The sequence below is a fragment of the Candidatus Thermoplasmatota archaeon genome (assembly GCA_029907305.1).
Classification (GTDB): Archaea; Thermoplasmatota; E2; order DHVEG-1; family DHVEG-1; genus JARYMC01.
On sequence record JARYMC010000127.1, the window covers coordinates 1 to 2,206 of the forward strand.

A 2,206-nucleotide genomic window follows, 5' to 3' on the forward strand; every position below is an offset into this window, starting at 1 on the left:
GGGGGTAATCGACCACCGATTAAACCATCTATCACTGGACCAGCAACAGGGAAAATAAATGTCACCATAGCGTATAATTTCACGACCATAGACCCTGATGGAGATGAAGTAAGCTATTATATTGACTGGGGTGATGGAACATATAATGGTTGGACAAGTTTTGTACCTTCTGGAACCACAGTAACATTAACACATACTTGGGGGAAAAGAGGGACATACTTAATCCGTGCTAAAGCAAAAGATGTTTATGGTGCTGAGAGCGAATGGGGTACACTTGTAGTTAAAATGCCGATAGTTCAACAAAACATCCTAATAAATAATCAGCAAATTCCAAGTTATCAACAAAGTGGTCAGCAATTACATAGTTCATTTTTACTAAAAATTTTTGAACAATTGCAAAATCTTTGATAAACTGGTTATTACCTAAGAAAAAAATGATTCAGTATAATAATTATTAAAATCAGGTTTTATTCATTTTCAAATCAATCCTGTTTGTAATAACATCAACATAAAACAAACATATTTATATATACTTTAATTTATATTATAGTAGGATGATGATAATATGTGTTCAAAAACAATAAAATTGAAAATCATATTTGCGTCCCTAATAATCATTTTACTCATAGGGACAAACATAGCACAAAGCCTTGACATGGGCAGTAGCGGTATCCCTCTAAGTCGACGGTATAGGATGATAAAAAAAGCTGCAGAGATCTCAGACAAAGCAATGGAAGCAGCTTATCAGACATTAAAACGGGTGTTCAAAGAAAATATAACCGAGGCACACGTAATAGCAGCAATTCAAAAAAGCATCATAGAAAACGGATCAAACCCATCAGACCCAGAAGCACCAGCATTTTACCCTATTGTTGCAGCAGGTAATGACTCAGCGAAACCACATGGCTTCTTTGAAGACGATTTGTATCATATTATTAAACCTGGTGATGTGGTTGTAGTAGATTTTGGGGCACGCTATAAGGGTTATGTATCAGATCTCACACGAACTTTTTTTATAGGGGAGCCAACTGAATTTCAAAAAAAGATTTATAACATAACATTAGAAGCGCAACAGAAAACTATAGATAAAATTAGAAGTTTTATCCCATATGTTAGATTGGAGAAAACCGCACGCAGAATAATATCTAGTTACGGGTATGAAGAATTTAAATTTTTCCCGCATGCAGTTAGCCATGGTATCGGTCTCAATGTTCATGGATATTTTCCAAAAATTTCATGGATCGGTTATCCACTTAGCTATCTACCGCTTTTACCTGGCATGGTTATAGCAGTAGAGCCAGGCATATATATAGAAGAAGCTGGATTCGGTGTGAGAATTGAGGATGATGTTGCTGTTAGATTATTTGGATGTGAAATATTAAGCCATTATCCTAAGGAATTAAAAGATGTTATTATCCACTGTGATGTACCTAAATTCTTTGATAAAGTAAATATAAAAATAGAACCAACCAATATATTAGAATTAGATTCTAAAGGAATAACAAACTGTCTGATAACCGTATACAACCCATCTGATATGAGCATAGGTGTTAATGTCACTATTGACAATGTCCCTAAGGGATGGAGTGTAGATTTAATCCCAGATATCTTAGTAGCAGCAGGTAGTGAGACATGGAAAAACCTTACAATAAAAGCCCCGCAGGATTTCGATGGGGTTGAAACCATAGATCTAACATTTTCATATTATGTTTCAGCTGACCCATTTATCAAAGGAACACCATCAACCACTCCTATAAAAGTTAAAAGCAAGAAAGAGGTTACCCCACAATTTGAATACGGTCCCGTCGTCGCATTTTTGATAGTTCTCCTTATTATAGTAGTAGCTATTCTGTTATGGAGACGAAAAAGATTAGAGCAATAGTTCCTACTCAGAAAAAAAAAGAAGTGTGAAAAGATAAAACAGACAGCGAAACCTGGGCTACTTAATAACTATTTATTAGCGAAGCATTTAGACAACCCCCTCTCTCATCTAAGATCTCGAAATCACATACGTCCTCAAAACAAAAAAAAGGGTGCAGTGCATTACTCTAATATTTTAGAACCTGTGAGCCACTGTGGGATACAGTGTAAAATTATGAGAAAATTGGAACATAGATGAAAAACTATCTAATATTGAATTGTGCAGCACAGCACTTTCTGGTTTTTTTTTTCTCAAATATCCAAATATCATAAATTTTATATTTAA

General features: G+C 34.8%; 2 protein-coding genes. Both read left to right on the plus strand.

The features are described 5' to 3' along the window. Nucleotides 1-408 (plus strand): PKD domain-containing protein (locus QHH19_07220; GenBank protein ID MDH7518110.1); only part of this gene is annotated, 408 nt, incomplete at its 5' end. Between the two features lie 157 nt (nt 409-565). Beyond that, entirely contained in the window at nt 566-1,882 is a 1,317-nt protein-coding gene (locus QHH19_07225) for a M24 family metallopeptidase (GenBank protein ID MDH7518111.1), read from the plus strand. Nucleotides 1,883-2,206 lie beyond the last annotated feature (324 nt).

Bases quoted from the DNA above. Each gene is read 5' to 3' on its own strand.
- QHH19_07225 (MDH7518111.1), top strand. From the start codon at position 566: ATGTGTTCAAAAACAATAAAATTGAAAATCATATTTGCGTCCCTAATA.